The organism is Hymenobacter siberiensis (assembly GCF_018967845.1).
GTDB lineage: Bacteria > Bacteroidota > Bacteroidia > Cytophagales > Hymenobacteraceae > Hymenobacter > Hymenobacter siberiensis.
Window position 1 is genome coordinate 1,348,483 of record NZ_JAHLZZ010000001.1, and the last position, 21,079, is coordinate 1,369,561.

Annotated in this window: 12 protein-coding genes and 2 tRNA genes; 9 read left to right on the forward strand and 5 right to left on the reverse strand. The window is 62.3% G+C overall.

The annotated features are described in order from the left end of the window. The first annotated feature begins 40 nt into the window (after window positions 1-40). A complete protein-coding gene (locus KQ661_RS05705; protein WP_216685889.1) occupies window positions 41-1,159 on the forward strand; it encodes a mechanosensitive ion channel family protein in 1,119 nt (372 codons plus the stop codon). Between the two features lie 118 nt (window positions 1,160-1,277). Here KQ661_RS05705 and KQ661_RS22500 read toward each other — a convergent pair whose 3' ends face one another. After that, entirely contained in the window at window positions 1,278-2,180 is a 903-nt protein-coding gene (locus KQ661_RS22500; RefSeq protein ID WP_216685890.1) for a TerB family tellurite resistance protein, read from the reverse strand. 254 nt (window positions 2,181-2,434) lie between these two features. On the opposite strand from KQ661_RS22500, the gene KQ661_RS05715 reads away from it, so the two are divergent. Beyond that, window positions 2,435-2,509, forward strand: a tRNA-Val gene (locus KQ661_RS05715). A gap of 106 nt (window positions 2,510-2,615) precedes the next feature. Further along, window positions 2,616-2,690, forward strand: a tRNA-Val gene (locus tag KQ661_RS05720). Between the two features lie 51 nt (window positions 2,691-2,741). Here KQ661_RS05720 and KQ661_RS05725 read toward each other — a convergent pair. Next, a complete protein-coding gene (locus tag KQ661_RS05725) occupies window positions 2,742-3,410 on the reverse strand; it encodes a DUF6134 family protein (RefSeq protein ID WP_235726930.1) in 669 nt (222 codons plus the stop codon). Continuing rightward, window positions 3,400-4,098, reverse strand: coding sequence for a DUF547 domain-containing protein (locus tag KQ661_RS05730; RefSeq protein WP_394369641.1), 699 nt, complete (start codon window positions 4,096-4,098; stop codon window positions 3,400-3,402). The genes KQ661_RS05725 and KQ661_RS05730 overlap by 11 nt, the downstream gene beginning before the upstream one ends. 364 nt (window positions 4,099-4,462) lie before the next feature. Here KQ661_RS05730 and KQ661_RS05735 point away from each other — a divergent pair, with 364 nt between their 5' ends. The 5 genes from KQ661_RS05735 to KQ661_RS05755 all read left to right on the forward strand — a co-directional run bounded on the left by KQ661_RS05735 (window position 4,463) and on the right by KQ661_RS05755 (window position 9,952). Continuing rightward, complete coding sequence (locus KQ661_RS05735) at window positions 4,463-5,155, forward strand: TIGR04283 family arsenosugar biosynthesis glycosyltransferase (protein WP_216679760.1); 693 nt, start codon at window positions 4,463-4,465, stop codon at window positions 5,153-5,155. Then, complete coding sequence (locus KQ661_RS05740) at window positions 5,155-6,144, forward strand: NAD-dependent epimerase/dehydratase family protein (protein WP_216685892.1); 990 nt, start codon at window positions 5,155-5,157, stop codon at window positions 6,142-6,144. The genes KQ661_RS05735 and KQ661_RS05740 overlap by 1 nt, the downstream gene beginning before the upstream one ends. Further along, on the forward strand, window positions 6,137-6,976 hold the full coding sequence (locus KQ661_RS05745) for an SDR family oxidoreductase (protein ID WP_216679762.1): 840 nt from the start codon (window positions 6,137-6,139) through the stop codon (window positions 6,974-6,976). Before KQ661_RS05740 ends, KQ661_RS05745 begins: the two co-directional genes overlap by 8 nt. 78 nt (window positions 6,977-7,054) lie before the next feature. Beyond that, the gene (locus KQ661_RS05750; RefSeq protein ID WP_216685893.1) at window positions 7,055-8,695 is read left to right on the forward strand and encodes a hypothetical protein; all 1,641 of its coding nucleotides are present in this window, start codon (window positions 7,055-7,057) and stop codon (window positions 8,693-8,695) included. An 87-nt stretch (window positions 8,696-8,782) separates the two neighbouring features. After that, on the forward strand, window positions 8,783-9,952 hold the full coding sequence (locus KQ661_RS05755) for a hypothetical protein (RefSeq protein ID WP_216679764.1): 1,170 nt from the start codon (window positions 8,783-8,785) through the stop codon (window positions 9,950-9,952). A gap of 99 nt (window positions 9,953-10,051) precedes the next feature. Here the strand turns inward: KQ661_RS05755 and tamL are convergent, their stop codons facing one another. Continuing rightward, window positions 10,052-12,463, reverse strand: a complete 2,412-nt coding sequence (tamL, locus tag KQ661_RS05760; RefSeq protein ID WP_216685894.1) for a translocation and assembly module lipoprotein TamL — start codon at window positions 12,461-12,463, stop codon at window positions 10,052-10,054. 77 nt (window positions 12,464-12,540) lie between these two features. Then, window positions 12,541-17,736: a translocation/assembly module TamB domain-containing protein gene (locus KQ661_RS22740; RefSeq protein WP_216685895.1), complete on the reverse strand. Its 5,196-nt coding sequence runs from the start codon at window positions 17,734-17,736 to the stop codon at window positions 12,541-12,543. Between the two features lie 295 nt (window positions 17,737-18,031). Between KQ661_RS22740 and KQ661_RS05770 the strand changes: the two genes are divergently transcribed. Continuing rightward, window positions 18,032-20,848, forward strand: a complete 2,817-nt coding sequence (locus KQ661_RS05770) for a 4-alpha-glucanotransferase (RefSeq protein ID WP_216685896.1) — start codon at window positions 18,032-18,034, stop codon at window positions 20,846-20,848. The last annotated feature ends 231 nt before the right edge of the window (window positions 20,849-21,079 follow it).

A 21,079-nucleotide genomic window follows, 5' to 3' on the forward strand; every position in this document is an offset into this window, starting at 1 on the left:
CTACGCTCAGCATCGCGTTCTGAATTCAGCAAACCCATACATGACGCTACCTCCCTTTCTGAGCTATGAAATACTGGGCAACACGCTCGGGCAATACCTCATCGCGACGCTCATCCTGCTGGTAGGCAGCGCGTTCCGACGCCTTTTTTCGCGGTTACTGAGCAAGCTGCTGTTTTCCCTCACCAAACGCTACACCGCCGGCGTAACGGAAGACGAGCTGCACGAGCTGCTCATCCAGCCGCTGTCTACGCTGCTGCTGGTGGTGACGCTGCAGTTGGCCGGAGCCACGCTGATGTATCCGCACAGCCCCACGGCCGGCCCGGGCGTGCTGCCCTGGCACGAGGTGCTGCTGCTGCGCATTCTGGCGCTGGCCTTCATCGTAGCGGCGGCGCGGGTGGCCCTGCGCCTCGTCGATTTTGCCCTGCTAGTGATGGCCCGCCGGGCGGCGCTACGCACGACAGCCCACGGCCCCACGCGCCTCGACAACCAGTTCCTACCCTTCGCTAAAGACTTGCTGAAAGTGTTTTTCATCATCATCGCGGTGCTGGTGGCGCTGGGGCAGGTGTTTGGGGTGAATGTCACAGCCCTCATCGGCGGCCTGGGCATTGGCGGGCTGGCGGTGGCTTTCGCGGCCAAGGAAAGCCTCGAAAACCTCATCGCCTCGTTCACCATCTTCCTCGACCAGCCCTTCGGCGTGGGCGACCTCGTGACTGCCGGCAGCGTGAGCGGTACCGTGGAAAAAATCGGTTTCCGCAGCACCCGCCTGCGTACGGCCGAGAAAAGCTACGTCACCGTGCCCAACAAAAGCATGATTGACAAGCCGCTCGATAACCTCTCGCTGCGCACCTCGCGCCGGGTGGGCTTCACCCTCACCTTCGACCAGAAAACCACCAGCGCCCAGCTCCACGCCATCATCGCGGCCGCCGTGGCGGCTATGCAGGCGCACCCACTCGTGACCCCCGACGCCCAAATGAAGTTTAGTGCCCTCACGCCTGCCGGCAAGGAAGTGACCGTGCAATACTTCGTGCAAACCACGAGCTACGACGAATACCTCAACGTGAAAGAAGACCTCAACTACAGCATTGTGGAAGTGGTGGAGCAGCACGGTGGCTCTTTCGCCGGCGCACCCATGGTGGTGGCCTCCGCCGACAAAGCCTGAGCCGGGAAGGCCGGCTGCCGCCGCTCCACAACGGCGAACCGAAGTGATGGCTACCCTACTAAAAAAGGCTTACCGGTTGGCAAGCCTTTTTTAGTTTCTTGCTGATTCGGCGAGGATGCTACCGGCCACCAAACAGGCCGCCGAGCATTCCGCCCAGGCCGCCGTTCAGCAGTCCACCCAGACCCGAGCCGCCCGCGCTGGCCGGCTGCGAGTTGGGCCGGCCACCCAGGCCGCCCAGAATAGACATCATCGAGCCCAGCCCACCGCTGCCGATGGCCGAGCCCTGCTGTGGCAGATTGGCCGTTTCGTTGGAGTTGCTCCCGCCCAGCAGCCCGCCCAGCATGCCGCCGCCGAGCAAGCCACCCAGCAGGCCACCCATGCCGCTCTGGGCCGCGCCACCCAGCAGGCCACCCATGCCGCTGCTGAGCAGGCCGCCGCCGGAGCTGCTTTGGTTGCCGTAGCCGTTCTGGCTGCCGCCGCCCATTACTTTTGAAATTACCATGGGGGCTACCACCCCCAGCAGGCCAGCCATGAGGGCACCTTTGGGAATGCCCACGCTGGAAAGTTTGTCGCCAATACCGTTCAGGAAGCCGGTTTTGGCTGGGTCCTGCGGGTCGTGGGGCACGCTGGCGGCCTGGTCGACGACTGTTTCGAGGGTTTGCTTCTGCTCGGGGTTGATGCCGAGGTATTGGGCCATTTTGCTAATCATAGCTTCCTCGTCGTTGGCATAGGAGCCATCGGCACGCGCGAAGCTGATGAGGTCGGTAACGAGCGAGAAGCGCAAGTCGCTGTTCTTAAGCACGTCCAGATTCTGCTGGATGCTTTGGTTATTAGCATCCTGGGCGGCGGCCATCACCTGCTGGGTGGCCCCGCCCGAGAGGCCGGCCTGCTGCGCCAGCGCCTGCAGGAATTGCCCTTCAGCTCCTGAGGCCTGCCGGTCGGCAGTAGCCAGGCTGGCAATGGCGCTCAGGTAAGCAGTTTTTTCCTGTTCCGAATAATTCTGGAGGAGTTTGGTATCCATCGGGAAGCGAGTACTGAGTGAGAAAGGTTTTTTAACTCGTTAACGAAGCGGCCCGGAATACGTTGCCTCCGGTGATTAGGGCTGGTAAAACAAGTTTTTTCTAAAATTATCCGAAATTTTCTTGCGCTGAAAATGAATTTGTTGCTGCCGGATTTGGGCGAAAAACAAAAAAATATGCGCCCAAATGCAGCAGCAGGTTTTGTGTTTCCAAAAAGTCCCCCCATCTTTGCAATCCCAAACGGAAACAACCACTCGGGGGATTAGCTCAGCTGGTTCAGAGCATCTGCCTTACAAGCAGAGGGTCACTGGTTCGAACCCAGTATCCCCCACACTGAAAAAAAGCCACTTAGGTTAGAAACTAGGTGGCTGTTTTTATTCTGATTTAAACGTTGGTTTAAATCAACCCCTTGGCTGCTTGTTGGCCAAGTATTATTTGGGAGGTTAGCTCAGTTGGTTTAGAGCGCTTGCTTCACACGCCAGAGGTCGAAGGTTCGAATCCTTTACTTCCCACACCGAAAAACAGCCACCTGGTAGCAATACCAGGTGGCTGTTTTTTTGGGGCTACGGCAGCAGGCGGATAACGAAGTTTTTCAGCGGGTTCTTCTTGATGAGCGTTACCAGCTGGCCGTTGGCGTAGCGGTACTCGTCTTCGCGGCCGTCGCGGTGGGCGCGGTAGGTGCCATCGGGGGCATGGGCCACGGTGAAATAATCGCCGAAATATTCGGCAAAGGCGGTGGTATGGCCGCCGGGCTCACCAAAAAACATGTCCGTGACGGTGTAGGTGATGGGGTGCTTTTCGGTGGCCTGATAATGGTGCTTGTATTGGTCGGCGCGAATGTCGTAATGGTCGCCTTTCCACTCGGCACGGGACGAAAAATCGCCCTGGTTGGTGTGCGCCTCCACCGTGGAAAGCTGTAGCTGGCCACCCCGCACGCGGTTGGTAACCTTGTAGTAAATCTTCAGGTGGTAGAACAGAAACGTAACCTGCACATCGCTGATGAGCGTGGAAACTACTTCGGTGGTGCCGGGCTGGGGCTGGCGCGTGGCCGTCATGGTGCCCACGCGCAGGCTGGCCACCTCAATGGCGTAGTGGCGGGTTTCGGTGGGGGCCGCCGGGCGCGGGGTTGTACCCGGCAGGGCCTGGGCGTGCGCGGCGCCGGCCGGCCCCAGCCACAATAGCACCAGCAGTTGGCCGGCGCGGAGTGGTACCCGGTAGGGCCTATTGCTCATTCAGGCTCCAGTTGTAGTCGAGGTAGGAAACCTTGGTTTTGGCGTCGATTTTGGTGGTCGAATACTTGTTTACCCACTTCTCTACCGACTGGCCGTTCTTCTCCCAGTCGCCCTTGTACCAGTCAAAATACTTGGAAAGCTGGGCGCTGGCGGCGCTGATTTTGTTCTTGGCGGGGTTGGTCAGGAAATCGCGGGCCTGGTCGTCGAGCTGGCTTTCCAGCTTGGCGGCGGTATAGGCCTCGGGGCGCAGGCTGGGGCACGACATGGAGGCGCACACCAGCGCGAAGTGAATGCGCGGGTCGTTGTATTTTTTGCGCAGGATACCGTGCTCAATGTTATCGAGGCTCATTTTTTCGCCGCCGATGCTGAAAAACTTGATGGCCCAGGGCGTTGTCACGAAGGGAATCTTGATTTTCGAGCCAATGTCCTTGATGCTCGAAACGGGGTAGTGGTCGAGCACCAGGCGGATGGTGTACGCGTTGTAGGCGTTAATCCAGAAGGCCATCTGGTCGGCCTTGCTCCACGAGGCGGCGGGCGCACTCTTGCTGAGCAGGTCGAGGTAGCTGTTGAGCTCCTGCTGGTTCGCCTTCAGGCCCTTGTAATTGACCAGGCCTTTGGCGCTCACGTATTTCTTGAGGAGCTTGTCGTAGCTGCTATGGTCTACTGCGGCGGGGCTGGCCGTAGCCATGCCGGCCAGGGAGTGGGCCGGGGCCGAAGCAAAGGCGGATGAGTCCACGAACAGGGCTCCGAGCAGGGCAATGGTGAAAAATGGAGTGGTTTTCATGGGAAAATACTGGCTGAAAAGCGCGTGGATGCCCGAATGTGGGCCCGAGCTGCGGCAATAGACGCAGCTCGGTTCGTTATTTTACAGCATACGAGAAATAAAGCTGTGCCGATTGACGAGATTAGCGGGGCGCAGCATTGTTCACTGTAACGATAAAGATTTCGCCTGTAGCAAACTTCCGGCCACGGCCTTTGCGTAAGCACAAAGAGCTGCCAGTAGCGCGAGCGCGGCGAAATGAGGAAATTATACCCTCGTCCCTTCCCTGATTATGAAACTGAGTGTTATTATTCCCACCTTCAACGAAGCTGCCAATATTGCCCGCCTGGTGGGCGAGCTGCGCCGCCACGCCGCCGACCGCCCGGTAGAAATAGTGGTAGTAGATGCCCACAGCCCCGACGGCACCGCCGAACTGGCCCGCCAGGCCGGGGCCACCGTGCTGCTGCCGCCCCGGTCCGGCCGCGCCTTCCAGATGAACTACGGGGCTGCCCACGCCACCGGCGACGTGCTCTACTTCGTGCACGCCGACGTGAGCATTCACCCCGACTACGTGGCCACCCTTGGGCAGGCCGTGGCGCAGGGCCACGCGGCGGGCTGCTACCGGTTTCGGTTCGATTCTACCCGTCCGCTGCTGCGCATTAATAGCTACGGAACTCGCTTTAAAGGAATTATGAGCCGGGGTGGCGACCAGACCCTGTTTGTTACGCGGGCGCTGTTTCAGCAGCTGGGTGGGTTCAACGAGCATTTTGTGGTGATGGAGGACTTTGAGATTATCCAGCGCATCCGGCGGGTGGCCTCGTTTCTGATTGTGCCGCAGGATGTGCTAGTTTCGGCCCGCAAGTACCAGAACAACAGCTGGCTGCGCGTGCAGGCGGCGAACCTGACGGCTTTTTCGCTGTATTTTCTCAAGGTGTCGCCGGTGCGAATTGCCCGCACCTACAAGGCCATGCTAAACACCTACTAATGGCCGAAACCGTGCTTGTGACCGGTGCCAATGGCTTTCTGGGCCGGCACCTCGTGGCTGGGCTGTGCCGGCGCGGCTATGCTGTGCGGGCGCTGCTGCGGCCCGGCACGCCCGCGCCGTTTCCGGCCGAATGGGGCATCGAATACCGCGAGGCCGACCTTACCCGGCCGGCCACGCTGGCCGGCGCGGCCGACGGCTGCGGGGCCATCATTCACGCGGCGGCGCTGGCCCAGGTGAACCCTGCCCGCAATCCCGCCGTGTGGGCGGCCAACCTGGGCGGCACCGAGGCGGTGCTGGGGCTGGCGCGGCAGGCGTGCGTGCGCCGGCTGGTGTGCGTGGGCACCGCCAACGTCTTCGGCTTTGGTACCAAAGCAAACCCCGGCGACGAAACCCGGCCCTACGCCGGCCAGCACTACGGCCTCGACTACATGGACAGCAAGCGGGCGGCTACCGACCTCGTGCTGCGCGCCGTGGCGCAGGAGCAGCTGCCGGCCGTGCTGGTACATCCCACCTTCATGCTCGGCCCGCAGGACGCCAAGCCGACGTCCAATGCCCTGCTGCTGGAGCTGTTGCGGGGCCGGCTGCCGGGCTACCCGCCGGGCGGCAAAAACTATGTGCACGTCCGCGATGTGGCCACGGCTACCGTCAACGCCCTCACGCAGGGCCGGGTGGGCGAATCGTATATTCTGGGTAATGAAAACCTGAGCTACCGCGAGGCGTTTGGACTAATGGCGGGCGTGCTGGGCGTGCGGCCACCGCGCTGGCCCATTCCGGCGGGCCTGGCGGTACTCTACGGTGATATTTGCGACGTGAAAGCGTGGCTCACCGGCCGGCCGGCGCAGCTGAATTCGGCCATGGCGGCCGTGGCCAACGACGGCCATTATTTTAACGTGCAGAAGGCTCGCCAGGAGCTGGCCCTGCCCCAAACTGCCATCGGGCAAGCCGTAACTGAGGCGCTCGACTGGTTCAAAACCAACCATTATGTTTGATTCAAACCCGGCCAGGCGCCCGGAGCCGCTGGCCGGCAAGGTGGCCATTGTTACCGGCTCGGAATCGGGCATTGGCCGCGAAACGGCCCGCGCATTGTGCGAAAGCGGGGCCGCCGTGGTCCTCAACGGCCGCAACGGCGAGTGGCTGGAGCACACCCGGCAGGACCTGGCCGCCGCCGGCCACACCGTAGCAACCTGCGTGGCCGATGTAACCGACTACGCCGCTTGTGAGCAGCTCGTGCAAACGGCCCTCGACCACTTCGGTCAGCTCGATATTCTGATAACCAACGCCAGTATTTCGATGCGGGCCTACTTCGCCGACATGGCCCCGGAGGTGTTTCGGCAGGTGCTCGACAGCAACGTGTACGGCACAGTTTACCCGCTCAAGGCCGCCCTGCCGCATTTGGTGCGCACGCGGGGCAGTGTCACATTTATCTCGTCCATTTCGGCGCTGAATGGGATGCCCAGCGGCTCGGCCTACTGCGCCGGCAAGGCCGCCGTGGCCAACCTGGCCCACACCCTGCGGTTGGAGCTGGTGGATACCGGCATTCACTTCGGCGTGGTCCACATCGGCTTCACCCAAAATGACTCCGAAAAACGCGTACTCGATGCCGCCGGCCAGCCCGTACCCATTGCGCACCGCCCGCCGCGCTGGCAGAAATCGCAAGCTGAGGTGGCCGCCATCATTGTGCGGCACGTGCGGAAGCGGCGGCAGCGCACCGTGATTTCGGCCCTGGGCCGGCTCATCTTGCTGGTGCACACCTACCTGCCGCGTCTGGGCGACTGGGTGGTGCTGTCCACTATCCGGCGGATGCGGAAATTTTATGAGTAGTGGCCGGGAGGTGTCGGCACGACCGTAGTTGGGGCTACATTCGTGGCTATTCCATGCCGTATTTATCCCCGCGCCGCTTTGCCTGACTCTGTTTTTCCTGCCTTTATTCGTTCGCGTCGCTGGGTGGTGGGCGTCTTTTTTGGCCTGCTGGCGCTGCTGGGTGTGGCTCTGCATCGCGACTACGGCATGGGCTGGGACGAGCCTGCCGAGCGCCTCAACGCCTTCGTGAGCGCCAAGTACGTGGCCCTGAAACTCGCCCCTGAGCTGGCCCGCCGCCAGCCCCGCCTGGTCGACATCCCCGACCTGCGCCGGCACCGCGACGCCGACCACGGCGTGTTGTTTATGCTGCCTTGGGTGGGCCTGGAGGCTCTGCGGCCCGGTCCCGACCCCGCCGAATGGGCGTACCGGCGGCATCTGGCCGGTTTCCTGCTGTTTGCGGTTGGGGCCTGGAGTGTGTACCGGCTGGGGCGGGCGCGGCTGGGCAACTGGCGCTGGGGCCTGGTGGGCGCCGCGCTGCTGGTGCTGTCACCGCGCATCTTCGCCGAGGCGTTTTACAATTATAAGGACGTTGTTTTTCTGAGCCTGTTTGCGCTGGCCGTGCTCACGCTCACGCGGCTGCTGCGGCGGCCCACGGCAGGACGGGCGCTGGTGCACGCGCTGGCCACGGCGGCGGCCATCGACGTACGGGCCATGGGCGTGCTGCTGCCGCTGCTCACGCTGGGTTTTGGGGCGCTGGAAATGTGGGCGCGGCCGGTGCGGCGGCGCGGGCTGGCGGCGATGCTGGCCTTGTACCTGCCCGTGCTGGCGGCGCTGGTGGTGCTGGGCTGGCCCTACCTGTGGGAAAGCCCCTGGGACAATTTCCGGGCAGCACTCAGCAGCTTCGGGCATTATGCCAAGCCGCTGGAGGTGTTTTACCTGGGGCAGTTTGTGTCGATTCAGGCTTTGCCGTGGCACTATGCGCCAGTGTGGCTGCTCATCACTACGCCGCTGCCCTACGTGCTATTGTTCGCGGTGGGGCTGGTGGGCGAGGGGCGGGGGTTGCTGAAAACCGGAGTTGGGTGCTGGCTGCGGCGCACGGCCAGCCGCCGCGATTTGCTGGTGCTGGCCTGGTTTTTTGGCCCGCTGCTGGGCGTGATGGTGCTGCATTCGGCCGTTTATGATGGCTGGCGGCATCTTTATTTTATCTATCCGGCTTTTGTGCTGCTCGTGGTGCAGGGCTTGCGGCTGCTCTGGCAAGCGTGGCAGCAACGTAGTGCCTCCCTGCGCTGGCGGCCTACTCCGGCGGCGGCCGGCGCGGCGCTGTTGTTCGTGGCCGCTGGCACTGCGCAAGTAGCGTGGCGCATGGCCACGGAGCATCCGTTCCAGTACGCCTATTTCAGCTTTCTGCCCGGCCACGTTATCGAGCAAAACTTCGAGCGCGACTACTGGGGCCTCTCCGTGAAGCAGGGGCTGCAATGGGTGCTGGCCCACGATGCCCGCCCGGCCGTACCCGTGAGCATGGACAGCCGCACCGAAATGACCCTGCGCATCAACGCCAAAATGCTGCCGCCGTCCGCCCGTGCCCGCCTGCGTATCGTGCCGCCGGATTCGGCGGCTGGCGGGTATTTCCTGAGCATTCACCGCTGGCATCCGGGGGCGTACCCGGCCAGGGCGGGGCAGCCGGTGCACGTCATTCGGGTGGGGGGAGCGGTTATTCTCACGGTGCTGCGCCGGCCCTGAACGACGGCGCGGACGTTTCTTTGCGGCCCCGTTGGGCCTTTTTTGCTTGTGGTTTGTTGGCCGGCGGGGCCTTTATTGTTTTAGCTTATGCCGCTGCTTGAAGTTACAGATGCCCGCCTGGCGCGGCAGTTTTTGGAGTTGCCCGCCCGCCTGCACCAAGCGGTGCCGCAGTATATCGGGATTCTGGAAAACGAGATGGAGGTCGTTTTCGACCCTGTCAAAAACCCGAAATTTGCCAACGGTGAGGCCATCCGCTGGGTGCTGACCGATGCCACGGGCACGGTTATCGGCCGGGTGGCGGCCTTCCTCAACCGCGACGCGGTGGACGTGCAGAACGCCGACCTGCCCACTGGCGGCCTGGGCTTTTTCGAGTGCATCAATGACCAGTCGGCGGCCAATGAGCTGTTTGATGCCGGCCGGCAGTGGCTGGTCGCGCGCGGCATGCAGGCCATGGACGGCCCCATCAACTTCGGCGAGCGCGACCGCCTCTGGGGCCTGCTCATTGACGGCTTTGACCGGCCGCCCAACTACGGCATGTTCTGGCACCCGCCGTACTATCAGCAGCTGTTTGAGCAGTATGGCTTTCAGCTCTACTTCAAGCAATACACCTGCTACCGCACTACGGCCGCGCCGCTGCACGCCCGCTTCGCGCAGCAGGCCCAGGAGCACGCGAAGGAATTTCGGTTTGAGCACGCCCGCGTGGCCGATGCCGAAAAGCTGGCCTACGACTTCCATCATGTGTATAACCTAGCCTGGGCCAAGCACTCGGGCGTGAAGCCGATGACGCTAGACCAGGCCCGCAATATCGTGAAGGAAATGAAGCCCGTAGTGGACGAGCGCCTGCTCTGGTTTGCCTACCACGGCTCCGAGCCGGTGGCGTTTTTCATCAGCTTGCCCGAGCTCAACCAAATTTTCCGGCACGTAGGCCGCCGGCTGAACCTGCTGGGCAAGCTGCGCTTTCTGTGGGCGCGCTGGCGCTTCATGCGCCGCTCGGACAAGCGCCTGTTCGGCATTATCTACGGCGTGGTGCCCGAGTACCAGGGCAAGGGCGTGGACGCGGCCATGCTGACGTATGCCCGCCCGTCATTCGTCGACGCGGGCTACGCCGATATTGAAATGAATTGGATTGGCGATTTCAACCCGCGCATGCTGGTGACCACGCGCTCCATTGGGGCCACCATCGTGAAAACCCACGCCACGTTCCGCTACCTGTTCGACCGCGAACGGCCGTTCGAGCGGATGCCGATAATTCGGTAGGTGGTGAAATGGTGAAATGGCGAGGGGGTGATTTTGATGTTTAAACTGCGCTAAATGCGCCATTGAAACATCAAAATCACCCCCTCGCCATTTCACCACTTAGAATGGGTACCCGATGGCCAGGTTTAACCTGGGCGCTTTATCGGGACTGCGGGTGCCGTCATTATTGAGCTTAGTGGGCGTGCCGTAGGGTGCCTGTATCGGAAAGGCCAGGTCGAAGCGGATGACGAAAAACTGCACGTCGATGCGGATGCCGGCCCCGGCGCCCACGGCCAGCTGGTTGAGGAAGGAGCTGGCTTTGAACTCGCCGCCCGGGCGGCCGGGGTCGGGGTTGACCAGCCATATATTGCCCGCATCCACAAACAGTGCCCCTTTCACGTAGGGAAACAGGTCCTGGCGGTACTCCAGGTTACCTTCGAGGCGGATGTCGCCCACCTGGTCGTAGAACTGGTTGGCTCTTTGGTCGGCGGTTTGGGCCTGGTACACGCCGGGGCCAATGCCGCGGGCGGCGAAGGCTCGCACCGAGTTGGGGCCGCCAATTCCGTACTGCTTGGGGTAGGGCAGCACCCGCGAGTTGCCGTAGGGGTTGCCGATACCGGCCAGCAGGCGGCCCACAATGCGGTTGCCGGAAGTGGGGTCGGCGCTGATGCGGTAGTATTCGCGCACCTCCAAATCGAGCTTGAGGTACTGGCTGTACTCCTTGCCCAGAATGGTGTTGCCGCCTGAGGGCCCTTTGGGCGTGCCAATGGACGTGGCGATGCCCTGGGCCAGGTTGCCACTGCCTTCAATCTGGCCGCTGAAGTAAATCTGCTGGCGGCGCTGCTCCAGCGACTGCTGGTTGTAGGTGTAGCGGTAGGAGCTGGCCAGGATAAACTGCTGCTGGAAGGCGCTTTTCAGGAAGCTTTTCTCCGGCGTGTTCAGGATTTCGGTAAACGTCTGGGAAGGGGTGAACTGGACGTAAGTAATGTCGATGGGCCGGATTTCCTGCTCGTTGGTTATCTTGGTTTTCCAGGTGTAGCCGTAGTTCACGTTGAAGAAATTCTGCGAGAAGTAGCTGGCGCGGGTCACGGCCCGCACGCCTACCGCGATGCTGGTGCGGGGCTGGAAGTCGGAGTTGGGCAGCTTCACATCGAGCAGCGGCAAATCGGGCGTCACCAGGCGCGGGATGAGCAGCTGGGCGTTGATGCCGTACTCGAAGCTGGTGAGGCCCAGGGCCCCGTTGCCACCGCCCGTCTGGGTTTCGGTCGAGGCCAGGGCGTTGATGAGCAACTGCTCAGCGCCGCGCAGAGCTGAGCGGTTGCGGAAGGTCACTTTCAGGGCCGGGCCGGTAAAGCCGTTGGTTTTAGTGGTAAGCTGGACCTCGGCGCGCAGGCTTTTCTTTTTGAGCTGGGTCATCAGCACCTCGGCATCGAGGCGGTTGCGCAGGCCCACCGAGCGGTTGCTGCCGGGCACGGCATCGGCCGGTACGGTTACGGTGGTGTCGCCGGCGGCGGCCGGCTTGAAGCGGATTTCCACGAAGCGGAACGTGCCCAGGCTCATGAGGCGGCTCAGGGTCTGGTCGCGGCGGTGGCGACGGAACACGCTGTCGGGGTACAGGAAGGTGGCGCGGGTAATGGCCTGCGCCTTAAATATTTCCTCGTCCGGAAAATACTGGTAACCCCGGAAAAGCATGGGGTTGCGCATGGTGGTATCCGTGAGCACGTAGCTGGTATTCAGCTTCACCTGGTCGAGCCAGTAGGGGCGTACGGCCTTGGGCGGCGCGCTGGGCTTGAGGCGCACGTCCACGGTGGCCTTATGGTCGAGGGTGCTATCAACCTTGAAAACGATGTAGTCCGGCGCGAAATAGTAGTAGCCGCGCTCCTTCAGGGCGGCATCTATGCGCACACGCTCGTTGGTGAGCGTGGCGAGATTATAGGCGTCGCCCACCTTCACCAGGCTTTCGCCTTGCGTGGCCCGAATGGCCGCCCGCACCAGCGAGTCGCCCTGCGGGAACGTGACCTCCGTGAAACGGTAGACCTTGCCCGGCAGGGCCGTGTAGTCGATTTCGGCCGTTTTCTCCTGCTTTTTTACTTCGTAGGAAGTGGTGCCGTTGAAGAAGCCGTTGTTGTGCAGGCGGTTGGTTATCAGGTCGCGCACGGCGGCGGGCTTGGCCTGCGACAGGTAAATGGGCGGCTCGCCAAACTTGTCGGCGAAGAACTTGCCCAAGCCTTTTTTCTTGTTCATGCCCATGTGCCAGAAGTAGAGCTTAGGCCGCAGCCCCAGAATGGAGCTATTGGGCTTGGGCCCCAGCACCGACACCAGCTCGGTTTGCAGGGCGCTCTGGTTGTTCACCGTTTTCTCGTCGGCCGGTGGCTTAATGGTCACCTTGCTGCCGGTGTAGAGGCGCTCGCCTTCGGGCACAAATTTCAGACCCGAGCAGGAAGCCAGCAGCACCACAACCGGGGCCAGCAACAGGGTAGCCCAGGTGAAAGAGAGGATAAAACGCTTCGTTAACTGGCGAACTGGAATCAAAACGGTAGAATTAAGATATCGGCCAACCGAAAGCTGGCGGTGTTGGAATGAGGGGCGGGAGGGGCGGAGCAGCTGTCTCATTTAGTCTTGCTGCTGGTGGTTTTGCTGCTGTCGAGACGGGCTGTGGGCGGGGTTTGCAGGGAATTCTGCAAGGCCTTTTTATCGGCTTTTTCCTCCTTGCGCTGGCGCTTGCGCTCCTCCTTCACGGCGGGCGGCAGCTTGGCAAACAGCTCCTGCAGGTTGTCGTACTCGCGCTGGAACACCAGGGCCGCGCCGGTCTTAACCAGCTGGCCGTCGATGTCCTCGTAGGCATTCTGTCGGAAGGCGCGCAGGCGCAGGCGGCCGTCGCGCAGAATGCTGTATTCAATGCTGATGTCGCCGGCAAAGTTGCTGGCCGAGCTGCTGCCCTGTGTGGCCTGCGAGCCCGCGCCGCCCAACGGAATATCGGTGCCGAGGCGCACGGACAGGCGATTGTTCAGGAACTGGCGCTTCACAGCCACGTTCAGGTCGGTGCGGCTTTTGGCCGAGCCGCTGCTGTAGTCGGCCTGGTTGGTCACGCCCAGGTCGAGGCCCAGACCCGACAGGTACTTGCCGGTCAGGTTGTTCAGTTGGTCGGTGAGCACGGCGCTGGCCGAGCCTCGTAGCTGCGTGGCCACGAAGCTCTCCCTGGCACTGGCATCAAACGGGTTTTGCTGCAGGAAGCGGCCCAGAATCAGCAGCGAGAATACCTGCTTGTTCTGCTCCGAGGTCTGGTTGGGCAGGCGCAGCTGGGCCAGCTTGGCTTCCACCTGGCCCCCGAGCGCCCCACGCTGGCTTTCGGGTAGAATGATGTCGAACCCGATGAGCGGCTTGCTGAGACTCTCCGTCACGTTCAGCAGTACGTTGAAAGGGAGGCGGTTGCGGGCAGTGGTGTTGGCCACGGCATTGTCGAGGCCCTGGGCGGCCAGCAGGTCGGCGGGGGCAGCTTCTACCTTGTACACGGCCGTCACGTCGAGGTCGGCATTGTAGGGGTCGCCGCTCCACGTCAGGCTGGAGCCGGGCCGGATGATGAAGTCGCGCGAAGCCAGGTCGTAGAGTGACAGATGGTAAGAGCCCCGCGCCACTTCCAGCCGGCCGCTGAGCGTGATAGCGCCCGTGGGGTCGATGTTGGTATTGAGCGTACCGTTGGCCCGCACCTTTAGGTTGTCGCCGCTGATGGGGTCGATAACCACGGTGAAGGGCGTTTTTTCGGTCACCGTCACCACGGCCGTGATGTCGTAGCCGGTGGCCGTTCTCGCGGTGTCCAGCGCCAGCTGCCGCTGCAGCATGGTGTCCACGGGCGCGCTCTTGTCAATCCACTCCACAATGCCTTCGGAGGCCACCTTGTTGGCATCCGTGCCCGGCGATTCAATGGTCAGGTTGGAGCCCTCGACCACCGTCACGTTGGTGTCGATTTTGAGCAGCTCCAGCGGGCCGGTAATGCGGGTGCGGGAGTCCACCACCAGCTTGCCGTAGAACAGCTGGTTGTTCTTGCGGGTGCTGTTCACGGCCGTGAAGTTGTCGGTGGTGGCCGTGAGGTCGAAGGCGTAATTGATGAAATCCTTGGTCAGCAGGTAGCCGTTGGCCACGGCCTGGTTGTCGGCCGAGTCGCGCACCGTAAAGTTGTCGAACCTGATGCCCCGGTCGTCAAACGTCAGGTCCTGGCCCGGCAGGCGGTAGAGCGCCCCGAGCTGCGTCACGGCAAACGCCGCTTCGGGCGACGTAGTGAGTGTGCCGCGCACCACCGGGGCCGAGGGGGAGCCCTTCACCGTGAGTTGGCCGCGCACGTAGCCCGCCGCCTGCTGGAGCTGGCCGGCCGAGAAGGCCTGGGCCAGCTTCAGCGTCAGGCGCTGGGCATCCACGGTCAGGTTGAGGGGCTCCTTGCTATCGGCCTGGTAGTAGCCGGCTACGCGCACATCGTTGCCCTCGCCGCCAATAGAACCGCTGGCCCCGCCGGTCAGGCGGGCATCCAGGTCGTAGCGGTTGGGCGTGGGGTTGGTGGCTTTCACGGCAATATCGCCGATGAGCACCTTCTGGAAGGCCAGGCCCGTGACAGTGGCATCGGCAGTAAAGGCCATGTTTTTCTGGCCCAGGTTGCGCAGCTTGGCCTGGCCGTTGAGGGTGCCGGCCACCAGCGAGTCGGTGCCCTGCAAGGCTTTGGCCAGCTCGGCCAGGTCGAAATCGGTGAAGCGCACGCCCAGCGGCGAGGTTTTTACCCGGGGGTTATCGCTCTGCACGGCCAGCGAGCTGCGGCCGTTGGTCAGGTTCAGGGCGTCGGCCACGATGGCGCCACTGGGGAAGTAGCGCACGTAATTGTTGGCGCCCGCCGTCCAGTTTTCGTAGTTGATAATCTGCTCGGGCGCGGCTTCAAACTGGTACACCACGCCTTTTTCGCCGGGTAAGGTGCCGTCGGGGCGGGTGCTAAGGGTGCCGGCCACGGCCAGCCGCTCGCGGTTGGTCGAGTCGCCGAGGATGGCCACGCGGGTGAAAACCTTGTTGTTCGCAATGTTGCCCACGATGCTGGGCCGGCGCAGCTTCAGGGTTGTATCCTGCGCGGCCTTGGCCATTCGGAGGCCGTAGTCGAGCTTGCTCGGGTCCGAATCCACGGCCAGCTTCAGCGAATCGATGCGGTAGTTGGCGTAGCGAATAATGGGAATGCTGGTATTGGCCGTGAGGCGGGCCGCCTGCCGCGAATAGTCGCCGGAGAGCGTGAAGGGCGAAATCTGCTTCAAATCCTTCACCAGCTTGGTGGCCAGGTTGGGGTCTTTCAGCTGCAGCGAGTAGGTGAAATGCCGGTCGGCGTTGCTGGCCACGTACTTCACGCCGGGCACGTCGAAGTAGCGGTCCAGATGCTGCTGCAATTCGGTGGCGAGGTCGCCGAGGTGCACGTTGCCATCAAGGCGCACATTGGCAATGTCGGAGGTGATGACGGCCAGCGTGCGGTTGGCGTTCTGCACAATGCGGCCGTTGAGCGAGTCGAGCGGAAACTTCTGGTTGTCGCGCACAATCACAATCTTAGTCCCGCTGAACGTGCCGTTGATAGAGTTCAAATCCGAGCCGCGCAGGTTGGCCACCAGGTTGCCCTGCACGCGCAGGTCGCCGCCGGTATAAAAGCCCAGCGCCGTAAGGTTAGCCCCGCGCAGGTTTAGCTTCGTGACTTCGTAGGTGGGGTTTTTGGCGTCGCGCAGGTTCACCACGGCCGTCAGGTCGAGGTCGAGGTTGGGGTCGTCCTTGCTGCTGGCGTTGATGACGTAGCGGTTGCGGTCGAGGTCCACCGTGGCTTTCACGCCCTTGTAGGTGTAGCCGTTGTAGCGGGCGCTCTGCACGTTGGCATTCACCTGGCCCACCAGCGTGCCGGGGTCTTTCAGGTTGCCGGTGGCGTTGATGCGGCCCGTGGCCGTGACGCGCCCGATGGTGGGGTCCTTCAGCAGCTTGCCGAAATCGAAGGCCTTCACCGCGAAGGTGCCCACCAGCGGCTGCCGTCCATTGGCCTGCGCCTTGCCCAGGTTGCCCGAAAAGGCCAGGTCGCCGTAGCTGGTGCGGGCCTGCAAGTTGGTGTTGAACTGCAGCGTGGTGGGGTAGCCCTTAAAAGTGCCGTTCACCGCGAACGTGGGCGGAATGCTGATATTGTTCGGGATGCTGCCCTTCGGCGCAAGGCTCATAATATCGGCTCGCGAGGAGCTGAACTGCTTTAGATTCGCATCAACATAGAATCGCCCGTCCACTTCCGGCAGGCCGGTGATGTGGATGCGGGGCGCTTTCACAATGGTGTTGCGCAGGCCCACAAACTCGAAGTTGCGGATGGTCATGTCGCCCACGCGGCCGGCAATCAGCCCGTTCACCAGCACGCTCTGGTTGGGGCCGGTGTTGAAAGGCGGCGTGCCGGCCAGCTGCGGGGCCAGGTACAGAATGTCGCGGAAGCCGATACGCACGTCGCGCAGGTCGCCTTCAATCTTCAGGTTCGCCAGCTGCTTGGTATCGCTCAGAGCTGCCAGGTTTTTGTAGCCAATGGCCAGCTTGCGCCGGATGCGGGTGTGCGGCGTAATCAAATCGAGGCTATCGAGGCGGATTTGCACCGAGTCGTACACCACATTCGCTCGCCACGACGTGATTTCAAAACCGCTCTGCTCCTTGCCGGCCAGGTTGTCGACCTTGGCGGTGGTGCGGTTTTCGGTGTAGTTCAGGTCGTGGGTGTTCAGCACCAGGTCGCTGAAGGCAAGGTGGTTGTAGTCCAGCGCCGGCAGGCGGGTCTTCTGTTTGGGCTCGTTGAAGTTGTCGAATTTCACGTCGAGCCCGCTGATGTCAGACTCGTTCAGCGTCACCTTCCAGGCCAGGCGCTGGCCGGTGGCGGCCTTGTTCTGGTCGGCAGCCTCATCAAGCTTGCGCACCACCTCGGCGGGGTTCACCACGCGCTCTTCCACCGCAATGTCCTTGTTCTGGGCGTAGGCAAAAGTGGTGTTTTTGAGCGTGAGCTTATCCAGCGCCACCAGCTCTTTCTGCAGGTCGATATTCTTAGCCGTGATGTCGGCCAGGCCGATGGTGGTGCTGATATACTGGCCCGAGGGCGCGTTTTTATACACAAACCCCACGCTGTCGAGCGTGGCCTGGTTGATGCCGAACTGTACCTCAATGGGCGTAGATGGGGCGGGGTTATCCACCTGCGGGGCCGTTTTGGTCTGCACGATGCTGATGGCCGAGCGGTGTAGCGCGGCTTTACCCACCTTGTAGATGGACTTATCCACATCTACCTCGTCCATGTTGGCCGCAAACTCGCCGATGCGGGCCCGAATGTCGGAGCCTGTCACCTGGTCGAGCTGCGTGAAGTAGATATTCGTGAGCCGCGCCTTGCCGATGTTGTACTTCAGGGTCGATGCCGTGGTATCGACCGGGGCATTCGGGTCCACGAAGGCATCGATGATGAAGTCGTAGTTGTTCACCGAGTCGGGTTCGGTGCGCGTGAGGCGCACGCGGCCGTCGTTTAGCTCAACATTGGAAATATTTATCTGGCTGTGCAGCAATGCCCAGATATCAATGTCGACGCCGAGGTGGCCCACCGATAAAAGCGTGTCGCGCTGCTGGTCGGCCAGGTACACACCGTCGAGGTTGATGGCGTGGCGAAAATCAGTCCGGAATTTCCCGATTCTGACCTCCGTCTTGAGCTTGCCGCGCAGGTAGCTTTCGGCGCGGCTGGCCACAAAGTCCTGGCCCGATGGGAATTGTAAGAACACCACCACCCCGATAACGAGGAGTAGCACCAGAGCTATTAACCCTAGAATTCCGTAGAGGGCACGACGCAGAAAAGTGGACAAAGCAGGAGGTAATTAGCGGCAACACAAAGCAGAGGCATCTTCCAAACGCAAAACCAACTGCTGGGGTTGGCTGGCGCCGCGCCGCCCTGCCGGCCGAACGCGACCCGGCTCAGCTGCGTGAGCCCTGGCCCGTTTGGCTGTCCGTGCGCAACCGTTTGAGCATAATTACTCCCGCGCTGCTTCGTAAATCCTCTCTTGGTAAGTCCCTATCTTGCATCTCCCAAACCCCACCGCGTGCCCCATGATACTACGTTTTTCCCTTCCCTACCGCACCGTATTCGGCCAGCATCTGGCCGTGTGCGGCTCCCATCCCGACCTCGGCAACTGGCAGCCCGCCGCCGCTGCCGACATGCACTACGACGAAGCCAGCACCTGCTGGAGCATTGAGTTGACCGTGCCCGACGCCGCCGGCGAGCTTACCTATAAGTATGTGCTGCGCGACGCCAACACCAGTGGCGAGCACTGGGAGGCCGGCCCCAACCGCGCCATCGCCTACGATGCCGCCCGCACGCCTCGCCTGCACCTGGCCGACTACTGGCGCGCCCCCGGCCAGCCCGAAAACGAGCTGCTGACCGCCGCCTTCACCAAAGTTCTGTTCCGCCGCCCTACCGGGTACGACCCGGCCAAAGCCCCCGCCGAAACCCCGGCCGCCAAAGCCAAAAAAGCGCCCGCCGCCAAAACCAAGACTGCCAAAGCTGCTGCCGAAACAGTTGTAGCCGGGCCAGGCACCACGTATCCCGCCGCTGGCCAAACCACCTTCCGCCTCTTGGCCCCGCGCGTAGCGCCGCAGCACGGCCTCTGCATCCTCGGCTCCGACCCCGCCCTGGGGGCCTGGGACAACACCAAAGCCCTCGTGCTCGCTGATGCCGACTACCCCACCTGGAGCGGCACCGTGACGCTGCAAAATCCCGGCGAGGACTGCCACTATAAATACGCCATGTGGGACGCCGCCGCTGGCCACGCCCTCGACATGGAAGGCGGCGAAAACCGCGTGGTGCCCGCCACGCAGGACTACATCGTAGCCCGCGTCTTCAACGACGAGGCGTATCAGTACGCCACCACCTGGCGCGGGGCCGGCGTGGCCCTGCCCGTGTTTGCCATGCGTAGCGCCGCCGGCCTCGGGGTAGGGGAGTTCTCCGACTTGACGCTGCTCACCGATTGGGCCGTGCAAACCGGTCTCAAACTGGTGCAGATTCTGCCCATCAACGACACCACGGCTACGCATACCTGGGTCGATTCGTACCCCTACGCGGCCATCTCGGTGTTTGCGCTGCACCCGCAGTTTATTCACCTCGAAGGCATTGCCGCCCTCAAAGACAAGAAAGCCGCTAAGGAGCTGGCCACGCTCAAAGTCGAATTCAACGCCAAGGATTTCGTAGACTACGAGCCGGTGATGAATGCCAAGTGGAAGTTCCTCAAGCTGCTGTACAAGCAGGAGAAAGCCGCCTTCCTGTCCGATGCTGAGTACCGCGAGTTCTACGCCAGTCAGACCGACTGGCTGGTGCCCTACGCGGCCTTCTCGGCCCTGCGCGACCGGTACCACACCGCCGATTTCCAGGAGTGGCCCGCGCAGTTCCGCACCCCGCAAAACCTGGCCGAGCTCACCGCCGAAACCGCGCCGGACTACGACGATTACGGCCTGTTCTTCTTCACCCAGTACCACCTCGACAAGCAGCTGCGCGCCGCCGTGGCCTACGCCCGCTCCCGTGGCGTGGTGCTGAAAGGCGACCTGCCCATCGGCATCTACCGCCACTCCGTTGACGCCTGGACCCAGCCCGAGCTCTACCACATGGACAGCCAGGCCGGTGCCCCGCCCGATGATTTCTCCACCACCGGCCAGAATTGGCGCTTCCCCACCTACAACTGGCAGCGCATGGCCGAAGACGGCTACCTGTGGTGGAAGCAGCGCATGGGCCACCTCGCCCGCTACTTCGACACGCTGCGCATCGACCACATCCTGGGCTTCTTCCGCATCTGGGAAATGCCCATTGAGTCGGTGGAAGGCCTGCTGGGCCACTTCGCGCCCGCCCTGCCGCTGCACCGCCACGAGATTGAGCGCCGCCTGGGCTGGTTCGATTACTCGCGCCTCTGCGAGCCCTACATCCGCTGGCACATGCTCCAGGATATCTTCCAGGGCGAGGCCCAGGCCGTGTTCGACGAGTACCTTAACGATGCCAGCTTCGGCCGCATTCACCTCAAGGAAGCCGTAAGCGACCAGCGCAAAATAGAAGCCTACATCGCCCAGAAAGTATCCGCCCAGCCCGAGCACGCCGAGTATTTTGCCTGGCTGCAAAAAGGCCTGTTTGCTTTGGTGAACGAAGTATTGTTCGTACCCGCCGGCGACGACTTCTACCACCCGCGCATTACCCTGAACAAGAGCTACTCGTTCCGTGAGCTGGACGCCGACCAGGACCGCCGCCGCCTCTACGACGACATTTACGTGGACTTCTTCTTCCGCCGCCACGAGGAATTCTGGCGGCAGCAGGGCCTCGTGAAGCTGCCGCCCGTGCGCTACGCCACCGACATGCTCATCTGCGGCGAAGACCTGGGCATGGTGCCCGCCTCGGTGCCCGGCGTGATGAAGGAGCTCGGCATCCTGGGCCTCAACGTGCAGCGCATGCCCTCGAATCCCGAAACCGAGTTCAGCCACCCCAACGATGCCGCCTACCTGAGCGTGGTCACGCCCAGCAGCCACGACACCAGTACCATCCGCGGCTGGTGGGAAGAAGACCGGGTGCGCACCCAGCGTTTCTTCGAAACCATCCTTGGCCACTGGCGCGAGGTGGCCCCGTTCTACTGCGAGCCCTGGGTGGCCCGCGAAATCCTGGTGCAGCACCTGCACTCGCCGGCCATGTGGGCCATCTTCCCGCTCCAGGACCTACTGGCCATGGACAGCCACTTGCGCCGCGCCAACCCGCACGAGGAGCAAATCAACGTGCCCAGCAACCCCAACCACTTCTGGAAATACCGCCTGCACTTCCCGCTGGAGGAGCTGGTGGACGCCGTCGGCTTCAACGAGCCGCTGCGGGCGCTGGTGGCCGCCAGCGGCCGGGGGTAACTTCAGGCGGATGCTAGCGGTTGCGCCAGACCAGTGTGCAGCAAGGCCCCTTTAGTTAGTAAAGGGGCCTTGCTGCGTTTTGCTCGGTTGAGTTGGAGGCAAAGAAGCTGTTTAGAAAGTCCCCGAACGGTCATGCAGCGCGCAGCGAAGCATGACCGTTTGAGTACCTTTTGTGACTTTCTAAACAACTCCGTTATATCGTTGCGAAGGATGATAGATGCCTTGCTGTCT